The organism is Streptomyces blastmyceticus (assembly GCF_039521185.1).
Classification (GTDB): domain Bacteria; phylum Actinomycetota; class Actinomycetes; order Streptomycetales; family Streptomycetaceae; genus Streptomyces; species Streptomyces blastmyceticus.
Genome location: NZ_BAAABW010000008.1, coordinates 366,151 through 382,206, shown reverse-complemented (window position 1 = coordinate 382,206; position 16,056 = coordinate 366,151). Strand labels below are relative to the sequence as shown.

14 protein-coding genes are annotated in these 16,056 nt (G+C 71.7%); 10 read left to right on the top strand and 4 right to left on the bottom strand.

From position 1 onward, the window contains the following. Window positions 1-108: 108 nt before the first annotated feature. The 4 genes from ABD269_RS07900 to ABD269_RS07885 all read left to right on the top strand — a co-directional run bounded on the left by ABD269_RS07900 (window position 109) and on the right by ABD269_RS07885 (window position 4,456). Window positions 109-1,308: an amidohydrolase family protein gene (locus tag ABD269_RS07900; protein ID WP_344117124.1), complete on the top strand. Its 1,200-nt coding sequence runs from the start codon at window positions 109-111 to the stop codon at window positions 1,306-1,308. A 6-nt stretch (window positions 1,309-1,314) separates the two neighbouring features. Next, entirely contained in the window at window positions 1,315-2,484 is a 1,170-nt protein-coding gene (locus ABD269_RS07895; protein WP_344117122.1) for an acyl-CoA dehydrogenase family protein, read from the top strand. A 2-nt stretch (window positions 2,485-2,486) separates the two neighbouring features. Beyond that, window positions 2,487-3,566, top strand: a complete 1,080-nt coding sequence (locus ABD269_RS07890; protein ID WP_344117271.1) for an acyl-CoA dehydrogenase family protein — start codon at window positions 2,487-2,489, stop codon at window positions 3,564-3,566. A 413-nt stretch (window positions 3,567-3,979) separates the two neighbouring features. Further along, on the top strand, window positions 3,980-4,456 hold the full coding sequence (locus ABD269_RS07885) for an ATP-binding protein (protein ID WP_301886713.1): 477 nt from the start codon (window positions 3,980-3,982) through the stop codon (window positions 4,454-4,456). A gap of 359 nt (window positions 4,457-4,815) precedes the next feature. Here ABD269_RS07885 and ABD269_RS07880 read toward each other — a convergent pair whose 3' ends face one another. Continuing rightward, a complete protein-coding gene (locus ABD269_RS07880; RefSeq protein ID WP_344117121.1) occupies window positions 4,816-5,742 on the bottom strand; it encodes a cyclase family protein in 927 nt (308 codons plus the stop codon). Window positions 5,743-5,840: 98 nt separating this feature from the next. Between ABD269_RS07880 and ABD269_RS07875 the strand changes: the two genes are divergently transcribed. Genes ABD269_RS07875 through ABD269_RS07860 form a run of 4 tightly spaced genes read left to right on the top strand, consistent with a single transcriptional unit; the run spans window position 5,841 to window position 10,515 of the window. Continuing rightward, complete coding sequence (locus tag ABD269_RS07875; protein ID WP_344117120.1) at window positions 5,841-6,752, top strand: SDR family NAD(P)-dependent oxidoreductase; 912 nt, start codon at window positions 5,841-5,843, stop codon at window positions 6,750-6,752. A gap of 24 nt (window positions 6,753-6,776) precedes the next feature. Next, window positions 6,777-7,937 (top strand): acyl-CoA dehydrogenase family protein, encoded by a 1,161-nt coding sequence (locus ABD269_RS07870; protein ID WP_344117119.1) that lies wholly within the window; start codon window positions 6,777-6,779, stop codon window positions 7,935-7,937. Next, window positions 7,934-9,397, top strand: a complete 1,464-nt coding sequence (locus tag ABD269_RS07865; RefSeq protein ID WP_344117118.1) for an aldehyde dehydrogenase family protein — start codon at window positions 7,934-7,936, stop codon at window positions 9,395-9,397. The genes ABD269_RS07870 and ABD269_RS07865 overlap by 4 nt, the downstream gene beginning before the upstream one ends. 47 nt (window positions 9,398-9,444) lie before the next feature. Further along, window positions 9,445-10,515 (top strand): alcohol dehydrogenase catalytic domain-containing protein, encoded by a 1,071-nt coding sequence (locus tag ABD269_RS07860; RefSeq protein WP_344117117.1) that lies wholly within the window; start codon window positions 9,445-9,447, stop codon window positions 10,513-10,515. 12 nt (window positions 10,516-10,527) lie between these two features. On the opposite strand, the gene ABD269_RS07855 is transcribed toward ABD269_RS07860, so the two are convergent. Further along, a complete protein-coding gene (locus tag ABD269_RS07855; RefSeq protein WP_425572851.1) occupies window positions 10,528-11,562 on the bottom strand; it encodes a GlxA family transcriptional regulator in 1,035 nt (344 codons plus the stop codon). A gap of 195 nt (window positions 11,563-11,757) precedes the next feature. Here ABD269_RS07855 and ABD269_RS07850 point away from each other — a divergent pair, with 195 nt between their 5' ends. Together ABD269_RS07850 and ABD269_RS07845 are read left to right on the top strand one after the other, a co-directional pair. Beyond that, window positions 11,758-13,068, top strand: coding sequence for an MFS transporter (locus tag ABD269_RS07850; protein ID WP_344117115.1), 1,311 nt, complete (start codon window positions 11,758-11,760; stop codon window positions 13,066-13,068). Between the two features lie 327 nt (window positions 13,069-13,395). Next, window positions 13,396-14,409: a hypothetical protein gene (locus tag ABD269_RS07845; protein ID WP_344117114.1), complete on the top strand. Its 1,014-nt coding sequence runs from the start codon at window positions 13,396-13,398 to the stop codon at window positions 14,407-14,409. Window positions 14,410-14,425: 16 nt separating this feature from the next. Here the strand turns inward: ABD269_RS07845 and ABD269_RS07840 are convergent, their stop codons facing one another. Continuing rightward, window positions 14,426-15,094: a flavin reductase family protein gene (locus tag ABD269_RS07840; protein ID WP_344117113.1), complete on the bottom strand. Its 669-nt coding sequence runs from the start codon at window positions 15,092-15,094 to the stop codon at window positions 14,426-14,428. A gap of 49 nt (window positions 15,095-15,143) precedes the next feature. Further along, entirely contained in the window at window positions 15,144-16,019 is an 876-nt protein-coding gene (locus ABD269_RS07835; RefSeq protein WP_344117112.1) for an enoyl-CoA hydratase/isomerase family protein, read from the bottom strand. Window positions 16,020-16,056: the final 37 nt, after the last annotated feature.

Here is a 16,056-nt window from a genome sequence, read left to right as displayed (position 1 = left end):
CTCCGGCGTGAGGCGTGGCGCGAAGCGTAGGGTGCCACGGCTTGTCGGTCCAGAGGGCGCGGGCTAGCCTCGATTCTGACGGAGCGTCAGAAAAGTTGGAGGGCCGCCGTGGAACTGCCCCGCATCGTCAGCGTCGACGACCATGTGATCGAACCGGCCCACCTCTTCGCCTCCTGGCTCCCCGCCCGCCTCCGCGACCGTGGCCCCCGCCCGGTCACCACCGGGATCGGCGAACTCGCCTACACCGGCGGCAAATACGTCGTCACCATGGACCCCGACGGCCCGCCCGCCGACTGGTGGATCTACGAGGACCTCGCCTTCCCGTACAAGCGCAACATCGCCGCCGTCGGCTTCGACCGTGACGACATGACCCTGGACGGCATCACCAGGCAGGAGATGCGGCCCGGCTGCTGGGACCCGGCGGAGCGCCTCAAGGACATGGACCTCAACCACGTGGAGGCGTCCCTGTGCTTCCCGACCTTCCCCCGGTTCTGCGGCCAGACCTTCGCGGAGGCCCGGGACAAGGAGGTCGCGCTGGCCTGTGTGCGTGCCTACAACGACTGGATGGTCGAGGAGTGGTGCGGCGACAGCGGCGGCCGGCTCATCCCACTCTGCCTCATCCCGCTGTGGGACATCGCTCTCGCCGTCGCCGAGATCCACCGCAACGCGGCGCGGGGCGTGCGCGCCGTGACCTTCAGCGAGATCCCCACCCACCTGGGCCTGCCCAGCATCCACTCCGGCCACTGGGACCCCTTCTTCGCCGCCTGCCAGGAGACGGACACCGTCGTCAACATGCACATCGGGTCGTCCTCGCAGATGCCCGCCGCCTCACCGGACGCCCCGGTCGCGGTTCAGGCGACCCTGTCCTTCAACAACGCCATGGCATCGCTGGCCGACTTCCTCTTCAGCGGCGTGCTGGTGCGCTTCCCCCGCCTCAAACTCGCCTACAGCGAGGGTCAGATGGGCTGGATCCCGTACGCCCTGGAGCGCGCCGACGACGTATGGCGGGAACACCGCGCCTGGGGCGGCGTGCGGGACCTGATCCCCGAACCGCCCTCCGCCTACTACTACCGGCAGGTCTTCTGCTGCTTCTTCCGCGACAAACACGGCATCGCGTCACTCGATGCGGTGGGCCGCGACAACGCCACCTTCGAGACCGACTACCCCCACGTCGACTCGACCTTCCCCCACACCAAGGACGTCGCACTCGACCACGTGCGCGGCCTGGACGACGAGACCGTCCACAAGCTGATGCGCGGCAACGCCATCCGCATGCTCGGCCTCGACCTCGACCGGCCGGGCCGGTGACCGCCCATGGACCTCAGCGGCACGGAAGAAGAGGAAGCCTTCCGGCACGGGCTGCGCGCCTGGCTCCGCGAGACACTGCCGAAGCTGCCGCCGCGGCCGCCCGCCACGGACTGGCCCGCCCGGCGCGCCCACGACTGCGCCTGGCAACGGGCCCTGTACGACGCCGGTTACGCGGGGCTGCACTGGCCCTCCGACGCCGGTGGCCGCGGCGCCGGCCCGACCCAGCACCTGATCTTCCTGGAGGAGACGGAACGGGCCGGTGCCCCCTACGTGGGCGCCAGCTTCGTCGGCCTGCTGCACGCGGGTCCCACCATCGCCGCGGAGGGCACCGCCGCCCAACGGGCCCGCTGGCTCCCGCCCATCTTGCGCGGCGACGAGATCTGGTGCCAGGGCTTCTCGGAACCCGAGGCGGGCTCCGACCTCGCCGCCCTGCGCACCCGCGCCGTCCTCGACGGTGACTCCTACGTCGTCACCGGCAGCAAGCTCTGGACCTCGCACGCCGAGGTCGCCGACTGGTGCGAACTGCTCGTCCGCACCGACCCCTCGGCCCCCAAGCACTGGGGCATCACCTGGCTCGCCCTGCCGATGGACGCCCCCGGCGTGAGCGTACGACCCCTGCGGACCCTCGCCGGGTCCGACGAATTCGCCGAGGTCTTCCTCGACGGAGTGCGGGTGCCCGTCGGCAACCGGGTCGGCGCGGAGAACGACGGATGGCGCGTCACCATGGTCACCCTCGCCTTCGAACGCGGCACGGCCTTCGCGGGCGAGGTCGTCGCCTGCCGTCGCACCCTCACCCGGCTCGCCCGCGCGGCCCGTGCGAACGGCCGCTGGGACGACGCCGTACTCCGCCGCCGCCTGGGGCGGCTCAACGCCGAGTTCACGGCGCTGTGGCGGCTCACCCAGTGGAACGTGAGCGAGGCGGACCACGCGGCACGCACCGGTGGCAGCGGGGTCCCGGGCACGACCGGCTCGGTCTTCAAACTGCGCTACTCCGAAGCGCGCCAGGAGCTCTACGAGGCCGCCGCCGGCGTCCTGGGCCCGGAGTCCCTCGACGCCGGCCGGGCGTGGACGGCGGACCGGCTCTCCTCGCTCTCCTACACGATCGCCGCGGGCACCTCCCAGATCCAGCGGAACATCGTCGCCGAGCGCGTCCTCGGCCTCCCCAAGGCATGGTGACCGTGGACTTCCGGCTGACCGACGACCAGCGCGCCCTCCAGGCGGGTATGCGCACGCTCCTGGCGGCCCGGTACCCGCGCGAGAAGCTGCGGGCCGCGGTGGACGCTCCGCCCGCCCCTGACGGGGCACCGGGGGCGCCGGAGGCCCATGGCGCCGCGGGCCCCGGCCCGGACCGCAAGGTGTGGCGCGCGCTCGGAGAAGCCGGCTTCTTCGCGCTGCGGCTGGCCGAGAAGGACGGCGGGACGGGCCTCGGCCTGCCCGAAGCCGTGCTCCTCTTCGAGGAGGCGGGACGGGCCCTGCTGCCCGGCCCCCTGGCCGCCACCCACCTGGCCGCGGGCCTGGTGCCCGGCGCCGCCGACGGCACCCGGATCGTCACCGCCCTGGACGCGCCGGGCATCGCCGAACACCTCGCATTCGCGGACGCAGTGCTGCTGCTCACCGACGACACCGCCCGGCTGCTGCCCATGGAGGCCGGTGCGGGACCGCGCGCCGTACGGGCCCGCCCCTTCCGCTCCGTCGACCCGCTCACGCCCCTGCACCACGTGGACCCGCCACCTCCCCTGTGTCCAGGCGCCCTTGACACGTCCGCCGATGCCGCACGCCTGCGTCGCGAAGCCGCCTTGCTGACCGCCGCCCAGCAACTCGGCAGCGCCCGGGGCACCATCGCGCTCGCCGTCTCCCACGCCCGGCGCCGCACCCAGTTCGGCCGACCGGTCGGCGCGTTCCAAGCTGTGCAACACCTGTGCGCGCAGATGCTCGTACGCACGGACCTCGCTCGCGCGAGTGTCTACGCCGCGTCACTGACCGAGGACCCCGCCGAGATCGCCGCCGCGAAGCTGCTTGCGGACAGTGCAGCCATCCGCAATGCCCGTGACTGTCTGCAAGTACACGGTGGCCTGGGCTTCACATGGGAAGCCGACATTCATCTGCACCTCAAACGTGCCTGGGTCAGGGCATTTCAGTGGCAGTCGACCGAAGAATCGGAGGAATTCCTTGCGAATGAACTGTTGATGGACGCCGCTGAGGAAAATGCGCCAGATGTTTGGTGGGGCACTCAAGGCGGCGAAAATGTCCTGGCTTAATCGGCATGGGTGAAATGCCGGTCATGTCATACATAACCGATCACAGAACGTCGATATCAGGCTGTGTCCTATGCGTTACTCGTCACTGGGTGGAGTCGGTCCCGCCCTCGGGTACTCTCCCTTGGATGCGAGTGGTTCAGAGGCGCAGCAAGCCAGGTGTTGTCCATGTGGCGACGCCGGGTGGGAAAATGTCTGACGCTCGTGTCGGAACGGGGCCTGTGGCCCTCCGATGTTCGAGTCTCCGCAGCGCGCGTCGCACAGTATGCAGTACGCATACTCCTTTGCGCCGGAATATGCCCGAAGCGCTTGTTGAGGTGACTGTGCGTCAACCATGCTGTCTTGGAGCGGGATCACGTTCCGTGACCCCTCGGAGACGCGAGGCGTTGTGTCCGCCGGTTCGGATGGTGTGAGCGGTGCAGGTGCTTCAGATGCAGATGGAGGTCCGGGCCGATCCCGCGGAGGTGGGACGGGCCCGTAGGTGGGCAAGGTCCCGACTGGCCGGTTCCGGCATAGGCGTCGATGAGCCCCTGGCGGAGACGCTGATCCTGCTCATCTCGGAACTGGTCACCAACGCCGTGGTGCACACCGGCTGTCCGGCCGTGCTGCGCATGCTCTTCCCGGACGCGGGTGGCTCCTCCGGTGCGGCCGGGTTCTGCGCGGGCACCGTGCGCGTGGAGGTCGCCGACATCAGCGCCCGCCCCCCGCGCCCACGGCGGGCCGAGGGCGACGACACCGGCGGCAGGGGCCTGGAGCTGGTGGACGGCCTGGCCGACCGCTGGGGCTGGCAGCCCGAGGGTGCGGGCAAGCGCATCTGGTGCGAGGTCGACCGGGGGCAGGCCCCATGGGTCGGCGCTTTCGAGTCGCCACGCGCCGTCACAAATCGGGCTTAGTCGACAAAGTCCAGACCAGGTGTTGACGTGAAGTGTCCACGTGATCACCCTTGGACGCAGCGATTCGTTGCGAGGGGACGTCGAGGAGCCCGTTCGTACTGGGCTGCTTGGCGAGTACGGGTCGCGGTCCGGCGCGAGCAGGGCTTGCGCGCCGGAGCCGGCGGCGGCGTGCGGTGCCGTGCTCGGGGTGCGCATCGGCGCGCCGCCGCCCGCCCACCTCGTCGTGGGCCTCTCCGATGCCATGGAGCTCCGGTCCCTCCATGAGTCCATCAGGTTCGCTATGCGGTCCGGACGGCCCTCGTGCGGGGGTGAGTTCCCGCGGTTCTCCCGGTCGGGAGGGCGTAACCGGTCCTCGGTTGTCAGAGGATCGCGACAGGCGCGACCGGTGAACCGGCCCCACCCGTGAAGGGCTCCGGCGTGGCACTGAGCAGGAAGGCGTAGCGCCCCTCTTCCGCGCACGCCTGGGACAGCTCCTCCAGATTCCAGTTCTGCCCTTGCGGCATCCCCATCTCGACCAGGTCGAGGGCGTGCACCGGAAGCCACAGTCCGTCGATCTCCGGCGGGATGATCTCGAACGTCAGGGTGTCGTTGGCGACCGCGGCGACATCCCGCGCGCGGAACCACTCCGGCGTGCGGAACGACAGTCCGGGCGACGGATGGCCGTACGCCTGCCGGTCACCTGCCAGATACGCCTGGATCTGGCCCGTCCGCACCAGCACGATGTCCCCCGACCGGACCGTCACCCCCGCGAGCTCCTCCGCGGCGTCCAGGTCCTCCGGGCCGACGGCGTACCCGGTGGCGAGCCGCTCGACCCCGTGGGCGCGGGCGACATCGAGCAGGACTCCGCGCGAGACGACGTGCCGCATCTTCTCGATCCCATGGCACGCCGCGCCCCCATGTGCGGTGACCGAGCTCGCCGGGCGGCCGTTGTAGATCTTGCCGCCGTGCGAGATGTGGGCGAGCCCGTCCCAGTGGGTCCCCGCCTGCAGGCCCATCGTCACGGCGTCGTCGCTGATGGCGATGGTGTCCGGGCCGAACATCTCCACGTTGATCGCGACCATCGTGTGCAGGGGGTTGACCCTGCCGGGGATCATCCCGGTCTGTATCCCCTCCTGTTGCAGGGGCACGGCCAGTGGAACGCGGCGGCCCGTGCGCACGGTCGAGACGGCGTCGCGGACGACGGTGTCGGTGATCAGGTTGAGGGTTCCGATCTCGTCGGCCTCGCCCCAGCGGCCCCAGTTGTTGACCCGCTTGGCCGCATCGTAGAACTCCGCCGGCAATGACATGCGTCCCCTCCCCGGATCCGGGCCCCGCCGGGTCTTGTGCCCGCGGCCGCCCTGCTCAAAAATCTAACGGTCCGTCAGAAACCTGGAAGGGGTGCCGCATGGGTGACTTCTTGACCGGCAAGGTGATCGCCGTCACCGGTGCCGGCCGGGGCATCGGGCGCGCCGTCGCCCTGGCTTGTGCGGCTGAAGGGGCGAGCGTCGTCGTCAACGACTACGGGGTGTCCGTCGACGGCGCGGAACCGGCGAGCGATGTCGCCACGGCGGTGGTCAAGGAGATCGAGGCGGCAGGTGGCCGGGCGACCGCCCTCGCGGACGACGTGTCGACCATGGCGGGCGGCCGCAGGGTCGTCGACACCGCGGTGGCCAGGTACGGGCGGCTCGACGGGGCTGTGTGCGCCGCGGGCATCCTCCGCGAACGCATGCTGTTCAACATGACCGAGGAGGAGTGGGACCCGGTCATCGCCACCCACCTCAAGGGGACCTTCACCGTCTTCCGCGCCGCCTCCGCGCTCATGCGCCGCCAGGGCCACGGCGCCCTCGTCGGCTTCACCAGCGGCAACCACCAGGGCAGCGTGGCGCAGGCCAACTACTCCGCCGCCAAGGGCGGCATCATCTCGCTCGTCCGCAGCGCCGCCCTGGGCCTGCACAAGTACGGCGTCACCGCCAACTGCGTGGCCCCCGTGGCCCGTACGCGGATGTCGGCCGAGGTGCCGATGGAACTGACCGGGATCGGCGATCCCGAGGACGTCGCCGCCATGGTGGTCTACCTTCTCAGCGACCGGGTGCGCGAGCACGGCATCACCGGGCAGGTCTATACGGTCGCCGGCCCCAAGATCGCGGTATGGGCCCAGCCGCGCGAACTGCGCGCCGCCTACGCCGACGGCGCCTGGACCCCGGAGAAGATCGCGGACCACCTCCCGGGCACCGTCGGCAGTGACCCCATGCCCCTGCTCGCCAAGCTGGAGGCCATGGCCAAGGCCGCTGCCGCCCATGACCGCCCCAACGCGTGACCGCGTGCGGTGAGAGGACAGAGCGTGGACTTCGCATTCGGGCCGGAGGACGAGGCATTCCGGGAAGAGGCGCGCGGCTGGCTCGCCGAACACCTCGCGACCGGGCCCGCCCCCACGCCCCGCGCCTGGGAGCGTGAACTCGGCACCGGCGGCTGGATCGGCCTCGCCTGGGACCCCGCCCACGGCACCTACGGCAATCGCACCACCACCCTGATCGGACAGGTCGTCTGGGCCGAGGAGTACGCCCGGTCCCAAGCGCCCGTCCGCCTCGGCCACTTGGGCGAGACGCTCCTCGCCCCCACCCTCCTCGCCCACGGCACCGCCTCCCAGCGCGACCGGTTCCTCCCCGCCGTCGCCCGGGGCGAGGACATCTGGTGCCAGGGCTACAGCGAGCCCGGCGCGGGCTCGGACCTCGCCGCCCTCCGTACCTCCGCCGTACTCACCGACGGAGGCGGGACCTACCGGATCAGCGGACAGAAGATCTGGACCTCCTACGCCCATGAAGCCGACTGGTGCTTCCTCCTCGCCCGCACCACCGAGGGGTCGCGCAGGCACCACGGGCTCTCCCTGCTGCTCGTGCCGATGGACCAGCCCGGCCGGATCGAGGTCCGGCCGATCCGGGACATGTCGGGGGCCGCCGACTTCAACGAGGTGTTCTTCGACGGTGCCGAGGCCGACGTCGAACACGTCGTCGGCGGGGAGGGCAACGGCTGGCGGGTCGCCATGGACCTCCTCGGCCGGGAGCGCGGGCTCTCCACCCTCGCCCAGCAGATCGGCTTCGCGGCCGAGCTGGAGGACGTGATCCGCCTCGCCCTGGACACGGGCGCCGCAGCGGAACCGGTGACGCGCGACCGGATCGTACGGCACTGGGCCCAGTTGCAGGCCATGCGCTGGAACGCCTTGCGCACCCTGGGAACAGCCGGCGACCCCGGAGCCCCCAGCGTCGCCAAGCTCCTGTGGGGCCGCTGGCACCAAGAACTCGGCGAACTGGCGATGCTGATACGAGGCCCGGCCGCCACCCTGGGCCCGGCAGCCTGGGACGCCGACCGGCCCTATGAACTCGACGCCCTGCAACGCATGTTCCTCTTCTCCCGCGCCGACACCATCCACAGCGGATCGGACGAGATCCAGCGCACCGTCATCGCCGAGCGCGTGCTCGGCCTGCCGAAGGAGCCGCGTCCATGACGGCGTACGGACTGTGGATCGACGGCTCCTGGCACACACCGGAAAAAGGGCACTATGCAGTTGTCAATCCGGCGACCGAAGAGGTCGTCGGGGAGGCCCCGGAGGCGACTCCCGCCGAAGTCGCCGACGCCGTGACCGCCGCGCGGGCCGCCCGAGACGGCTGGTCCCGTACGGATCCGCGCGAGCGCGCGGCCGTCCTGGACCGGACAGCGGAACTGATCGGTGAACACGAGAAGGAACTGCTGCCCCTCCTCCAAGCGGAGACCGGCGCGACGACCCGCGTCACCACCACCCTGCAACTGCCCGCGGCGGTCGACCGGTTCCGCCGCTACGCCCGGGGCGCCCTCGAACCGGACGTCGTCCCGCTCGCGCCCTGCCCCGTCAAGCGGACCCCACTGGCCCCCGGCGGCCTGCTGGGCGCCGCCGCGGTCCGGCGCCCCGTGGGCGTCGTCGGCTGCATCACCTCCTACAACTTCCCGGTCGTCAATCTGGCGGGCAAGGTCGCACCCGCCCTGGCCATGGGGAACGCGGTCGTCGCCAAGCCGGCGCCGCAGGACCCGCTCTGCTGCCTCGCGTTGGGCCCGATCCTCAAGGAGGCGGGCCTCCCGGACGGCCTCTTCAACGTCGTCACGGGCTCGCACCCCGCCACCGGCGAAGCGCTCGTGTCCCACCCCGGTGTCGACATGATCAGCTTCACCGGGTCCACCGCTGTGGGAAGGAAGATCGCCGAGGCCGCGGGGAGGTCGATGAAGCGCACCCTGATGGAACTGGGCGGCAAGGGCGCGGCCATCGTCCTGGAGGACGCCGACGGGAAAGTGCTCAAGTCGGCGATCGGGGCGGTCGGTTCGGTCTGGTCGTTCCACAGCGGACAGATCTGCACGGCGCCGACCCGGGTGCTCGTCCACCGGTCGTCGTACGAGAAGGTCGTCACCGGTCTCTCACACTACGCGCGGGCACTGACAATCGGGAGCCCTGTGGATAACTCCACGATCGTGGGCCCGTTGATCTCCGCCGCCCAGCGCGACCGCGTCGAGGCGTACATCGCCGGGGCCCGCGAGCAAGGCGCCCGTATCGCCGTCGGCGGCACCCGTCCCGGCCTCGACCGCGGCTTCTACGTCGCACCCACCTTGATCACCAATGTCACCCCGGACATGACCGTCGCCCGCGAGGAGTTGTTCGGTCCCGTCGTCGTGGCTCTTCCCTTCGACGACGAGGACGAGGCGGTCCGCATCGCCAACAGCACCTCGTACGGCCTCTACGACTACGTCTTCAGCGCCGACGCCGGCCGCGCCTGGGCCCTCGCCGCCCGGCTGCGCTGCGGAAACGTCGGGATCAACACGGTCCAACGGCACCCCGAAACACCGTTCGGCGGCTTCAAGGAGAGCGGGGTCGGCCGGGACGGCGGCTCCTTCGGGCTGCACGCGTACAGCGAGCTCCAGTCCGTCGTCTGGCCCGCCTGAACAGTCCGGTCCGCATATATCCGAGCCGCCGAGAGGACGGAGCAGCCATGAGAGGTGTCATCTTCGACGGCGAGCGCCCCCAGGTCGTCGACGACCTCGACGTCCGCGGGCCGGGCCCCGGCGAGGTGCTGGTCGCCGTGGCCGCCGCCGGTCTCTGCCACAGCGATCTGTCCGTCATCGACGGCACCATCCCCTTCCCGGTCCCGGCCGTGCTCGGGCACGAGGGCGCGGGGGTGGTGGAGGAGGTCGGCGTCGGGGTCACCCATGTGGCGCGCGGCGATCACGTCGCACTCTCCACCCTCGCCAACTGCGGCACGTGCGCCGAGTGCGACCGCGGTCGGCCGACCATGTGCCGCAGGTCGATCGGCATGCCCGGCAGGCCCTTCTCCCGGCGCGGGGGCAAGCTCTACCAGTTCGCCTCCAGCTCCGCCTTCGCGGAGCGCACGGTCGTCAAGGCGGTCCAGGCGGTCAGGATCCCCGCCGACCTGCCGCCGGCCTCGGCGGCCGTCATCGGCTGCGGCGTCCTGACCGGCGTCGGCGCGGTCCTCAACCGGGCCAGGGTCGGCCAAGGGGACTCCGTCGTCGTCATCGGCACGGGCGGCGTCGGCCTGAACGTCCTCCAGGGGGCGCGCATCGCCGGAGCCTGTGTCATCGTCGCGGTCGACGCGAACCCCGAAAAGGAGGCCGTGGCCCGGCAGTTCGGGGCGACACACTTCGTCGACGCCTCCGCCCCGGCAGGCGCCCGGGCCGCCGTCCGCGCGATCCTGCCCAGCGGTGCGGACCACGCGTTCGAGTGCGTCGGGGACGCCGGGCTCGTACGGCAGGCGGTCGATCTCCTCGACCGGCACGGTCAGGCGGTGCTGCTCGGGGTGCCGCCCGCCGCCGCGGAGGCGTCCTTCCTGGTCTCGTCCCTCTATCTGGACAAGTCGATACTGGGCTGCCGCTACGGCTCGTCCCGCCCTCAGCGCGACATCGCCCTCTACGCCCGGCTGTACGGGGAGGGCCGCCTCCTGCTGGACGAACTGGTCACCACCGCCTACCCGGTCGAGGACTTCGCGAAGGCCGTCACCGACACCTTGGGAGGGCGTGTGGCACGCGCCGTGCTGACCTTCGGCTGAACCGCGTGCGGATCACCGGCGGGAGTCCGTCGGCGCCGCCCGGAACGTGCGCCGGTACGCGGTCGGTGACACACCCAGTGCGGCCTGGAGGTGCTGCCGCATGGACGCCGCCGTGCCGAACCCCGCATCCCGCGCCACCTGGTCCACGGAGAGATCGCTGTCCTCCAGCAGGTGCCGTGCCCGCTCCACCCGCTGCTGGGTCAGCCACTGCCCGGGGCTGATCCCGACCTCCTCGCGGAAGCGGCGCGTGAAGGTCCGTACGCTCATCGCCTCCTGCTCGGCCATGTCCCGCAGCTGGATGGGCTCGTGCAGCCGCCCCAGCGCCCACGCGCGTGCCGCCGTGGTCGTCGCCAACTGCGGCTCCGGCACGGGCCGGTGGATGTACTGCGCCTGGCCGCCGTCGCGATGTGGAGGCACCACACTGCGCCGGGCCACCTCATTGGCCACCGCGGTCCCGTGGTCGCGCCGCACGATGTGCAGGCACAGGTCGATGCCGGAGGCCACCCCCGCGGAGGTCAGCAGATCACCGTCGTCGACGAACAGCACATCGGCGTCCACCCGGACCGACGGGAACAGCCGCTGGAAGTGGTCGGTGCTGCTCCAGTGGGTGGTGGCCGGGCGTCCGTCGAGGAGCCCGGCGGCCGCCAGGATGAACGACCCGGTGCAGATGGACACCAGGCGTGTGCCGGGGCGTATGTGCGCGAGGGCGGCGGCCTGGGCGTCCTCGAGCTCGCCCACGGTGTAGGGGCGGCCGAGCTCGTACGACGCGGGGACGACGACCGTGTCGGCCTCCGCTAGCGCCTCCGGGCCCCGCTCGACGGTGATCGTGAAGTCGGCGTCGGTGCGGACCGGGCCCGGCTCGAGCGCGCACGTCACCACCTCGTACAGCGGCTCGTCGGACGCCGTCCTGGCCTTGCCGAAGATGCGGTACGGAATGGAGAGCTCGAAGGGGATGACGCCCTCCAGGGCGAGCACCACGACGCGGTGCGGCCGTACGCCCGGCCGGCTTTCCGTACGCCCGGCATCGGTGGTCTGCGGCATGTCCATTCGTCCCCCCAAGCGCTTCCCGGGCGGTCTCCCACCCGTCTTTGACCAGTCTGCGGCCCACCACTGACAATCACCGGCCCGCACCGACAAGGCTGCCGCAGGCCTGCGGCTTTCCGGATCATGATGGCCCGATCCTTGCGAATGCTGTCCTTTCGGCCACTCGTTCGCAACCCGGGTGCTCCCGATGCTGATGACGTGACCCAGACAACTCCTCGTCCCGCACGCCCGGCGAGCCGCTCGGGGCGCGGCGGGCGCCGGACCCGCATCCACCGTGCCTGGTTCGTTGCTCTCGTCACCTTTGTGACCATCATCGGCGCGGCCGGTTTCGCCTCCCTGCCCGGCCTGCTGATCGATCCGCTGCACGCGGAGTTCGGCTGGTCGCGCGGCACCATCGGCTTCGCGGCCTCCGTCAACCTCGCCCTCTACGGGCTCACCGCACCCTTCGCCGCCGCCCTCATGGACCGCTTCGGCATCCGCAGGGTCGTCGCCTGCGCCCTGACGGTGATCGCGACGGGCGCGGGGCTGACCGTCTTCATGACGGAGAGCTGGCAGCTCGTCCTGTGCTGGGGTGTGCTCGTCGGCCTCGGCAGCGGCTCCATGGCTCTCGCTTTCGCGGCGACCGTCACCAATCGGTGGTTCGTCGCCCGGCGCGGACTGGTCACCGGCATCCTCACCGCCGCGGGCGCCTCCGGGCAGCTGATCTTCCTGCCGCTGCTCTCCTGGATCGTCGAACACCACGGCTGGCGGCCCGCGGCCCTGATCGTGGCCGCCGCCGCGCTCGCCGTCGTCCCGTTCGTCTGGCTGCTGCTGCGCGACCACCCCGCGGACGTCGGCCTCACCGCGTACGGGGCGCAGGCCTACGCGCCGAAGCCGGCGCCCGTGTCCGGTGCGGCCCTGCGTGCGGTGAAGGCTCTGGTGAACGCGGCCCGCACGGGCCCCTTCTGGCTGCTCGCGGGCACCTTCGCGATCTGTGGCGCGTCCACGAACGGGCTGGTCAAGACCCATTTCGTGCCCGCCGCCCACGACCACGGCATGCCGGTCACTGCCGCCGCCGGCCTGCTCGCGGTGATCGGCGTCTTCGACGTCGTCGGGACGATCGCCTCCGGCTGGTTCACCGACCGGTTCGAGGCGCGCAGGCTGCTCGCCGTCTACTACGGGCTGCGGGGCGTCTCCTTGATGTTCCTGCCGATGCTGATGGCGCCGTCCGTCCACCCTCCGATGATCTTCTTCATCGTCTTCTACGGGCTCGACTGGGTCGCCACCGTGCCGCCGACGATCGCGCTGTGCCGTGAGCACTACGGCGACGACAGCGCGATCGTCTTCGGCTGGGTGCTCGCGTCCCATCAGGTGGGTGCCGCCCTGGTCGCGTTCCTGGGCGGTGTGGCCCGCGATGCCTTCGGCTCGTACGACCTCGTCTGGTACGCCTCCGGAGCGCTGTGCGCGGTGGCCGCGCTGATGGCCCTGATCATCCGGAGGAGGCCTGCCCGGACCCCGGCCGCCGTCTGACCGGCTGCCTCCGGAGCGCACCTGTGTGATCCCTCTTGCGATCGGTGTCGGCGGTCTTGCGCCGGTCACGGCCTCGGGGTGTTGTTGGCTCGTGCCTGTCGGGGCCTTCGCCCCTCCGGGATGCGGGGCCGCGTAGGCCCTCATTCAGGTCAAGGCGGGCCAATCGGTAAGAATGGTCCGCCGGGCGGCCGGTGCCGGTGCGGTGCTCTTCCGGACCTCCTCGCCGGTGGAAACCGGCGGTCCGGCGGACGAAGCACTGGTCACGGTCTGCGCGCGGAAGCAACCTCCCGGCCTCTGGGGGAATCTTTCTTGGAGAGAGGGGCGGTTATGACACAGCAGGCCGAGCCGGACGCGATGCCGGTCGGGGCGGAGGCACAAGCGGAAGCCACACCCGAGGAGTCGGCCCGGGCGCCGAAGCGGGTGATGCACGCCGACGGTTTCGGCGCGGCGTTCTGCGCGTCGATGGCCGGGCTGTGCGCGGAGGCGGTGATCGGCGGGACGATCGCCGTCCTGGTGATGCTCGCGCGTGAGCACGACGGGCTGCCGCACAACGTGGCCGTGATCATCGCGGCGGTTCTCGGCATCGCGTTCTTCGCCGTCCTGGTCAGCGGCTTCGTGACGGGCATCGCAGTGATGCCCGCGCTGGCGCTCGCACGGCGCGTCGCACGGCGCGCGGGCCGGGCCGAGCGCCTGCGTTGGGACCTGTCCGCCGTGCCGGTGGTGGCCGCCCTGGTGGTGGCCGCGTTCGGGGGCGTGGCGGCGCTCGGCAGCCACGCGTTCGCCCCCGCGCTGTCCTACGCCCTGTGGTGGGCCGGCCTCACGGCCGGGCTGCTGCCCGCCACCCTGGTCGCCGCGGTCGCCGGCCGCCGCGTCCGCAAGGGCCGCGCCAGGGGCCTGGTCCGCAGGGTCGCGCGCGACGGGGCGCTCGCGTGGCTCGCGGTCGCCGTGCTGGGCGCGGGCGCGTACGGCACCGGCCTGGTGAAGGTGTACGAGCCGCCGCGGCTGCACAAGTCGGATCTGGCCGGCACCTGGACCGACGGCCACGGAGGCACGGTCAAGCTCGACTCGGACGGTGTCGCCGTCGCAGAGGGCCTCGACAACTACGTCTGGGACGAGACGGGCAAGGACAGGCCGAAGGACTGCGACGGCTCCGGGAACTGGAAGGCCGTCCGGGAGGGCGGCAAGATCGAGAGCGTGGCCATGCGCATCAAGTCCTGCGAACTCAGCCGCGACTGGAGCGTCGGCGGCACGCAGAAGAAGCCGCGGATCTACCACGAGATCGGCAAGCCGGGCTCCGGCAAGCGCTACGTGCTGACGAAGGTGGTCCGGCACAAGAGGTAGCCCGGCGGGCCACGGCTCAAGGGGCGAACGTCGCGAACGCGCCCCGGTGGAAGAGCAGCGGCCGCGCTCCTGCCGCGTTCCCGTCCGCCCCGAGCGCCTCGACGCTCCCGACGACGATCAGGTGGTCACCGCCCGGGTGCACGGCGTGGACCGTGCAGTCGACCCAGGCCGGAACGTCCGCGAGGCGCGGCGATCCGGTCGCGGGGGACGGCGCGTGCCGTACGCCCGCGAACTTGTCGGCCGTCCGCGCACCGCTGACCGCGAAGGCCCGGCAGAGCTCCTCCTGCCATGCGCCGAGGATGTTGACGCAGAAGACTCCGGCGCGGGCGATGCGCGGCCAGGTGGAGGACGTGCGGGCCACCATGAAGACGACCAGCGGCGGGTCGAGGGAGAGCGAGGCGAAGGACTGGCAGGAGAAGCCCGCGGGCGGCTCCCCGCCCGGGCCCGGCGCCGTGACGACGGTGACCCCGCTGGCGAAGTTGCCGAGTACGCGGCGGAGTTCGTCCGGCGAAGGCGGAACTCGCTCGTCCGCCCGGACCGCACGCAGCTCCGGGCGCGGCATGGGGTCGACGGGCCGCGGTTCCGGGCGGGGCGGGCCGGCGGCCCGCGGAGGTGCGGAGGTCGGCGCTCCGGTCGACCGCAGATACCGCACGGCGGCTGCCGCCATGCCCGCGTGTCCCATCATGACTCCATTGAAGCTGACGGGCTGTCAGGTTGGAAGGGTCGCGTACGGGCTATCGGCCCCGGAACCGCGGGGCGCGGCGCTCCACGAAGCTCGCCACGCCCTCCCGCGCGTCCGCCGTCGTCATGTTGATCTCCTGCGCGGCGGCCTCGGCGGCGAAGGCCGCCGTCCGGTCGGCGTCGAGCGAGGAGTTGACCAGCTGCTTGGTCAGGGCGAGGGCGCGGGTCGGCCCGGCCGCCAGCCGCTGCGCCCAGGCGCGGACCGTCTGGGTCAGATCGCCGTCCGGCACCACCCGGTTCACCAGCCCCAGCCGTTCCGCGTCGGCCGCGCAGAGCGCGTCGCCGAAGAACATCAGCTCCTTCGCGCGCCGCGGGCCCACGAGCCGGGGCAGGAGATAGGCGCCGCCGCCGTCGGGCACCAGGCCGCGGCGCACGAACACCTCGATGAACTGGGCCGATTCGGCCGCCACCACAAGATCGCAGGCCAGCGCGAGATGGGCACCGAGGCCGGCGGCGATGCCGTTCACGGCAGCGATCACGGGCTTCTCGCAGTCCAGCACCGCGCCGATCAGCCGCTGCGCGCCGAGCCGGATCACGCGGGCGACATCGCCCGGCACGGGCTCGCCGGGCCGCGCCGGAGAAGCCGCGCGGAGATCGGCCCCGGCGCAGAAGGCCCTGCCCGTCGCGGTGACGACCACGGCCCGCACGGCCGGGTCCGCGGAGGCTTCAAAAAAATCTGAAATCAGTTGTTCCCGCTGGTCAGCGGTGATCGCGTGGAGGGATTCCGGGCGGTTCAGCGTGATCCACAGGACGCCGTTGTCAGTGGCGTGGAGTATCACTGAGGCATCGGAGCGGACGGGCCCGGGGGGCTCGGTGGACCCGTCCGCTCCGGTGGTGTCGGCAGGCGTTTCACGGGGGGAGACGGACATGGGGGAACTCCTGGTTCTCCGGGCCGCCGCGCGCGGC